Raw genomic sequence first — 6976 nt, forward strand, 5'->3', positions numbered from 1 at the left:
TCGGCGGTGCTGTCCGGTCGGGCTTCGGCGGCCTGCGCCTTTGCGGCGCCTCCGCGAAAGGAACCGTGGTAACGGCGCGCTCCGGCAGGTGGCTATCGACGACGACCGGCTTCAGCACGGCGGCTTCGCCGAGACGGGCACGCACGCGGTCGGCGAATAAAGCGATGTCGGCGTCATCGTCGCTTGTCTCGCCGGCAAGGTCGGCCTGCAGCATGTCGAAGGCGGCGACCGAAAGCACCGACAGCCGCACGAGGTCGAAGCCGAAGCCGGCATCGATGGTCTGTTCCAGCGCGGTCAGCCGTTCGTGAAACAGCTTTCGGATCAGCTGCGGCTCGCGCATGGGCCGCGAGGTGCCGACCGCGATGCGGCTGACGGCGCCGTCGACGCGGAAGAGGAGAAGGGCGAGCGCCCGCGCGCCTTCGCCGCGGCGCTCGAGGTCGGCCTTCAAGGCAACGGCAAGCCGGCTCACCAGCCGCTCGATGTCGTCGGTGAGCACGATCGGCTCGGCAAGATGGCGCTCGACCGAGAGCGGCGCCACGGGAAGGCGCGGCGACACCGCCTCGTCGAGCCGGCCGAGCGCCTGGTCGAGGCGCAGAAGCAAGGTGGCGCCGAAGCGGCGGGCGAGCGGCGCGCGGGGTGCGGCCATCACCGCCCCCGCCGTGCGCAGGCCGACGCTTTCCAGGCTGGCGCGGGTTTCCGGCGCGATGCGCAGCGCCGAAAGCGGCAGGGGCGAAAGCAGCGCCGCCTCCTCGCCGCCGGCAACGATGCGGTCGCCGTGGAAGCGCGCCGCCGCCCAGGCGGCGCCCGGCGTCGAGGCGAGGCCGGCGCGAACATCGAAACCCTGCTGGAAGAAACGGGTGAGGATCTCGTCCTGCATGGCCCGCTCGCCACCAAACAGGTGCGTGCAGCCGGTGACGTCGAGAAACAGCCCGTCCTCGCCGTCGATCGCCACCAGCGGCGTGTAGCGGTCGCACCAGTCGGCGAGGCCTTCGAGCAGGCGGCGGTCGGCTTCCGGGTCGGCCTCCACCACATCGATCGACGGATGCATGGCGCGCGCGTCGGCAATGCCCATGCCGCGCTTCAGCTTCAGCGCCTCAGCCCGCTCGTCGAGGGCTGCGATGCGCTGGGCGTTGCTGTCGCGATGGCTGATCACAAGCGGTGGGTAAGATGGGGGCAGGGGATGCGAGGGCCGGGAACGCCAGGACCGCCCCAGACGCTGGCGCAGGATCCGCTCCGCGCAAAGATAGGGGAACCACAGCGACAGAATTCGTTGCCCGCTCTTCCTCGGGCCTTCTTTCGGCAAAAGCGTGCTCATCGGGGTTCCACTCCAGTGTGAATTGTCCGGGCAGGGCCGTGCGGCTCTTGCCGATATCGACGGTGAAGGCGGGGCGGCCGATCGAGCCGGCCAGCGCGCCGGCGAGCGTTTCGCGGCTCGCCGCGGGCGCTGCCGAAACAATGAGGCGCACGGGCGCCGCGGTGGGCTCGGCCTGGCCGGCCTGACGCAGCAAAAATACTGGCCGGCCGGCGCTCTGGGCGCGGGCGTGCAGCCGCCGCGTCGCGGTAAGGTCGAGAAGCCGGGGGCTGCCGCGGATCTCGAGGATGACGGCGGCGAAGGCCGTCATGCGGGCGGCCTCCTCGGCGATCCACAGCGCGTCGAGCAGTTTCGGCGCTTCGGAAAACAGCAATTGTTCGGGCTCGATGCCGAAGAAGGCGTGGAGGCCCCTGGCATAGGGAAAGCCGGCCTCGCGGAAAATCTCCGCCGTTCCGATCCAGAGGACCGGCAGGCCCTGCTTCTGTTGGAGGATCAGGCTGGCGAGCGACAGCGCAAAGCCGGCCACGGCGCCGGCATCGCGGGTCTCCAGCCCATGGATTTCACTGAGCGCCGCCTTGGGCAGGCCGCCGCCGAGGGCGGTGTCGAGGCGTTCTACGCCGGTATGCAGGAAGGCATCCGGCGAGGCCACAGCGAGGCCGCGCCGGACGATGGTGATTTCGGGGGTGACATCCGATCCCGCGGCATCGCCAGCTATTTGTTTTTCCGCAAGTCCGGACGGAAAACCGCTTCGCACTGTTCCTGGAATCGCTTTTGGCGCGCCGGAAGCCGGCGCTTCCAGGCGCTCGGGCAGCGTTCCCTCGATCTTCGCGATCTGGCGGCGCAGGGCAAAAACAGTTTCCCGCGCCACGGCGCTTATCGCCATGACGTTCACTTCCGGCAGTAGTTGTTCCTGTTATGTTCTTATAGATTCCAGAGGGGCCTGGAAGAGTCAAGCGGAGTCGCAAGGAATTTATTCCTTCGTCTTTCAGCTTCCAAGACCCAGCCAGCCGGGCCCATTTGCCTCCACCGGCGCGAAAGCCTATATGCCGAGGTCAAAGGAAACCTCATGGCCCGCATCTACAAGACCCGCATCTGGCATGACCAACTCTCGCCATCGATGGATGAGATGGAACTTCTGGCGCTGGAGGCCTACGCCCATCTGCCGGAGGAGTTCCGCAAGCTCACCGGCGAGATCATCATCCAGATCGCCGATTTTCCGACCGACGAGATCATGGACGACCTGTCGCTGGAGACGCCCTTCGACCTGCTTGGCCTGTTCGAGGGGCGGGGCATCGCCGAGCGCTGGAACCCGCAAACCGGCGAGGGGCCGAACCGCATCACGCTCTACCGCCGCGCCATCCTCGACTATTGGGCCGAGAACGAGGAGACGCTGGGCGACATCGTCACCCACGTGCTGATCCACGAAATCGGCCACCATTTCGGCCTGTCGGACGACGACATGGAGCGGATCGAGGAAGCGGCCGAGCAGGCAGCGGCGGGGTGACGAATGAGAGGGCTGCCGCCCTTTCCTACCAATCGCTGAGCTTGGTGTCCGAGGTGTATTCCTGGCCCTCGATATCCTTCACCACGGCCTGGCCGCAGCGCATCGACTTGGTCGTCTTGTCATAGGCATAGGTCGGCGAGCCGAACAGGTGCCAGCCCTTGTTCAGGGCCGCCGTCACCTTATGGCAGAAAGTGGAATCGTCCGGACCGGACAGAAAGCGGTAGAGTTTCATTTTCGACCCTGTCGTGACCAATGCTTGTCTATCTTTGCTGGAATCGCTCGAGCGCATCATGCGCCGATGATTGCGGCCTTCGCCAGAAGTTTCTCGGCTTCCGCCAGATGCAGCCGCTCGACCATGCGGCCGTCCAGCGCAATGACGCTTTTGCCGGCATTTTCGGGCCGTGAGAACGCCTCCCTGATCGCGCGCGCCCTGGCCAGGGCCTCCGGCGCCGGCGCAAAGGCGCGGTTCGCCGGCTCGATCTGGGCGGGGTGGATCAGCGATTTGCCGTCGAAACCCATGGCGGCCGCGTCGGCGCATTCCCGCGCGAGGGCGTCGAGGTCGCGAAAGTCGTTGGCGACGCCGTCGATCACGTCGAGGCCGCCGGCGCGGGCGGCGAGCACAAGCTGCAGCGGCCAGGGCGTGAGATAGCGCCGGTCGGGCGTCGCCAGAATGCCGGTTGCCTTCACCAGATCGTTCGTTCCGGCGACGAAACAAGCGAGGCGGGAGGCGGGATCGCGGCCAAGCTCGGCGATGGCGCCGACGTTGAGCAGCGCCTTGGGCGTCTCGATCATCGCCCACAGTTTCACGATATCCGGCGCGAAATTGTCGTCGAGCAGGTCGCCGGCCTCGAGGATGTCGCGCGGCGTTCCGATCTTGGGCAAAAGAATGCCGTCGGGCTCTGCCTTGGCGACGGTCAACAGGTCGTCGATGCCCCATTCACTGCCGAGCGGATTGATGCGCACCACCATCTCGCAGCGGCGCGCCGGCCGCGCGGCGAGGATGCCGGTCAGCTTGTCGCGGGCGGAAACCTTGTCGGCCAGCGCCACGCCATCCTCGAGGTCGATGATGACGGTATCGCAGGCCAAGGACGGGATCTTGGCCAGCGCCTTGTCGTTCGAAGCGGGCACGTAGAGCACCGAGCGGCGCGGGCGGTAGGTGTCAGAGGTCATGACCGATCTATGCCGGCTTGCAGCGGGCGAGGCAAGGCGCGGCACCATAGAACTCATTTGCGTTCTGGCTAATTGTCGAAGCCGGCGCCGCCCCTCATTGCCCTGCCGGGCATTTCTCCCCGTATAGTGACGGGGAGAAAGGGCCTGGCCGCGATGTCGGCTCCTGCAATGCTGGCGATTGGCGAAGCCGGCGATGGCAGCGCCCCTCTCCCCGTCACTATACGGGGAGAGGATGCCGGCAGGCAGGTGAGAGGCGGCGCCAGCCTGAAACGACTTTGCTCCTGCACGAAATCTGCAAATCCTTGCGGAAAACCTCCTCCAATCCGCCGCGCGCTTTCCGCAGCCGCCGGCGAAACAGGCGGCATGCGAACACATCACAGATCCCGCTGGTCCCCTGCCCCGGCGCCTCCGCAACGAAGGCTGGTGGTTGGTCGAGCCGCAGAGGCCGCGCATCACGGCGGTCATGCTTCCTTTCATCCCAAGATCACGGCTGCGGCATGCCATGCGAGCGGCGGCGCTCGGGACGGTTCGGTCTTGACGCCAGCTTTCACGACTGGCGGCCTTTGCGCGCTCTCGACAAGCACGGCCCGCTTGCTAATCCTGCCATGACAAAACCGTATTCAGCGAGCTGCAGATTCCATGCCGCACAACATCCTCGTCGCCGACGACGATCCGCATATCCGCGAGATCATTTGCTTCGCGCTGGAAAAGGCCGGCATGAAGACGGCCGCCGTCGCCGACGGCGCCGCCGCGCTGCAAGCGGTCGAGCGCCGCGCGCCCGACCTCATCGTGCTCGACATCGGCATGCCGGAGATGGACGGGCTGGAGGTCTGCCGCAGGCTGCGGCAGCGCTCCGACGTGCCGGTGCTGTTCCTGTCGGCCCGCGATGAAGAAATCGACCGTATCCTCGGCCTTGAAATGGGCGGCGACGACTATGTGACGAAACCGTTCAGCCCACGCGAGCTGGTTGCCCGCGTCAACGTCATCCTGCGGCGGGCGCGCCCGGCGGTGGTGGAGGAAGACGCCGACGACCGTCAGTTCGCGCATGGCAAGCTCGTGCTGGTTCCGGCAAGTCATGCTGCGAGCTTTGAAGGCAAGCCGCTCACCCTAACAGCGATCGAGTTCGCGATTCTGAAAGGTTTTCTTGGCCGCCCGCAGCATGTGCTTGGCCGCGATGCGGTGATGGCCAATGCCTACCAATCCAACATCCATGTCTCGGAACGCACGGTCGACAGCCATATCCGCAACATCCGCGCCAAGTTGGCGGCGGTCGGCTGTTCGGATGCGATCGCGACCGTGCATGGCGTCGGCTTCCGGCTCGGCCGATGCGGTGGCTGAGCAAGGAGAAATGGCGGCCCAGGCTCGCCACCGTGGTCGTCGCCATCCTGATCGTGGTGATGGCGCTGCCGCTGGTCGGCCTGTTCTTCTTCCGGCTCTATGAAAACCAGCTGATCCGCCAGACCGAGGGCGAGCTCATCGCACAGGGCGCGGTGATTGCCGCCGTCTATGCCGATGCGGTGCGCGCGGCCGGCATTGCACCGGAACGGTTGGGAACGCCGATCTCGGCGGATCCGGCAAGGGACAATAATTACCCCTATCAGCCGATCGAGCCGCAGCTCGACCTTGCCTCCGACAATGTCATGCCGTCGCGACCGGCGGCCGTTCCCGCCACCGCCGATCCGGACTTCGCGGCCATAGGCGCAAAGCTCGACGGCATTCTGGACGAGGCGCAGAAGACAACGCTTGCCGGCTTCCGGCTGCTCGATCCGCATGGCGTGGTGATTGCCGGCGGCGGTGAGGTCGGACAGTCTTTCGTTGCGGTCGAGGAGGTGCGGCAGGCGCTCGCAGGCGCCTATGCAAGCGAGCTTCGCCTGCGGATCCCCGACCAGCCGCCGCCGCCGCTCTATTCGGTGAGTCGCGGCACCAAGGTGCGCGTCTTCGTCGCCTTGCCGGTCGAACTCGACGGCAGGGTCGCCGGCGTGGTCTATATGTCGCGAACGCCGAACAACATCGTGAAACATCTCTATGGCGAGCGCGGCAAGGTCACGCTCGCGGCGATCGCGATTCTCGGCGGCACGCTGCTGATCGCGCTGGTGTTCATCCGCACCGTCAGCCGGCCGATCTACGCGCTGATCGAGCGCACCAAACGCATCGCCGCCGGCGACCGCGAGGCAATGCGGCCACTCGCCCATCACGGCACGCGCGAGATGGCGGCCCTGTCGGCCGCCTTTCTCGACATGGCGCAAAAACTCCAGGCGCGCTCCGACAGCATCCAGACCTTCGCCACCCATGTCTCGCACGAGCTGAAATCGCCGCTGACGGCGATCCAGGGCGCGGCCGAGCTGCTCAGGGATTCCGGCGGGACGATGGACGAGACCGAGCGACGGCGTTTTTCCAATAACATCGTCACCGATGCCGGACGGCTCAATCTGTTGGTACGCCGGCTGCTCGAACTGGCGCGCGCGGAAAACCTGGCGCCGAGCGGCGAAAGCACGACAATCGGCGCGGCGCTGGCGCTGCTGCCGGTCGACGCCAGGCTGGAGGTACGCGTCGAATCGGGCAGCGATATCGGCCTCGGCATCTCGGGCGAGAATCTCGCGATCGTGCTCGCCAACCTCATCGACAATTCCGCACGGCACGGCGCGAAGCAGGTGACGGTCGGCGCCGAAAAGGCGGGCGAAAGGGTGGCCCTCCACGTCGACGACGACGGCGGCGGCATTTCGGCGGCCAATCGCGCAAGAATATTCGAGCCGTTCTTCACCACAAGACGCGAGGCCGGCGGCACCGGCATGGGCCTCGGCATCGTGCTGGCCCTCCTGAAAGCACATGATGGCACGATAACGCTGGTTGACTCCGAACGCGGCGCGCGCTTCGAGATCAATTTGCCGGTCGCGTGAGGACCGGTGAATCGGAGAACAAAGTGCGTTACGACATCGTCATCATCGGCGGCGCCATCGTCGGGTCCTCGGTCGCCTACTATCTGCGCGAAG

Annotated in this window: 7 protein-coding genes; 3 read left to right on the forward strand and 4 right to left on the reverse strand. The window is 66.4% G+C overall.

Features of this window, described 5'->3' with window-relative positions:
* The coding region (locus EOA79_RS27560; RefSeq protein ID WP_164893967.1) for a DNA polymerase Y family protein at positions 1 to 1153 on the reverse strand (1153 nt) is incomplete at its 3' end.
* Positions 1095 to 2195: a hypothetical protein gene (locus EOA79_RS33805; protein WP_095825209.1), complete on the reverse strand. Its 1101-nt coding sequence runs from the start codon at positions 2193 to 2195 to the stop codon at positions 1095 to 1097. The genes EOA79_RS33805 and EOA79_RS27560, both read right to left, overlap by 59 nt.
* Before the next feature lie 183 nt (positions 2196 to 2378).
* On the opposite strand from EOA79_RS33805, the gene EOA79_RS27570 reads away from it, so the two are divergent.
* A complete protein-coding gene (locus EOA79_RS27570; protein ID WP_066991616.1) occupies positions 2379 to 2816 on the forward strand; it encodes a metallopeptidase family protein in 438 nt (145 codons plus the stop codon).
* 25 nt (positions 2817 to 2841) lie between these two features.
* Here the strand turns inward: EOA79_RS27570 and EOA79_RS27575 are convergent, their stop codons facing one another.
* Both EOA79_RS27575 and EOA79_RS27580 read right to left on the reverse strand, forming a co-directional pair.
* A complete protein-coding gene (locus tag EOA79_RS27575) occupies positions 2842 to 3048 on the reverse strand; it encodes a DUF1737 domain-containing protein (protein WP_095776719.1) in 207 nt (68 codons plus the stop codon).
* A gap of 56 nt (positions 3049 to 3104) precedes the next feature.
* On the reverse strand, positions 3105 to 3986 hold the full coding sequence (locus EOA79_RS27580) for a CoA ester lyase (protein WP_164748342.1): 882 nt from the start codon (positions 3984 to 3986) through the stop codon (positions 3105 to 3107).
* 639 nt (positions 3987 to 4625) lie between these two features.
* Between EOA79_RS27580 and EOA79_RS27590 the strand changes: the two genes are divergently transcribed.
* Together EOA79_RS27590 and EOA79_RS27595 are read left to right on the forward strand one after the other, a co-directional pair.
* Entirely contained in the window at positions 4626 to 5324 is a 699-nt protein-coding gene (locus EOA79_RS27590; protein ID WP_067323595.1) for a response regulator transcription factor, read from the forward strand.
* Positions 5312 to 6883 (forward strand): HAMP domain-containing sensor histidine kinase, encoded by a 1572-nt coding sequence (locus EOA79_RS27595; RefSeq protein WP_095825140.1) that lies wholly within the window; start codon positions 5312 to 5314, stop codon positions 6881 to 6883. Before EOA79_RS27590 ends, EOA79_RS27595 begins: the two co-directional genes overlap by 13 nt.
* Positions 6884 to 6976 lie beyond the last annotated feature (93 nt).

The sequence above is a fragment of the Mesorhizobium sp. M1A.F.Ca.IN.020.03.2.1 genome (assembly GCF_004023205.1).
Taxonomy (GTDB): Bacteria; Pseudomonadota; Alphaproteobacteria; order Rhizobiales; family Rhizobiaceae; genus Mesorhizobium.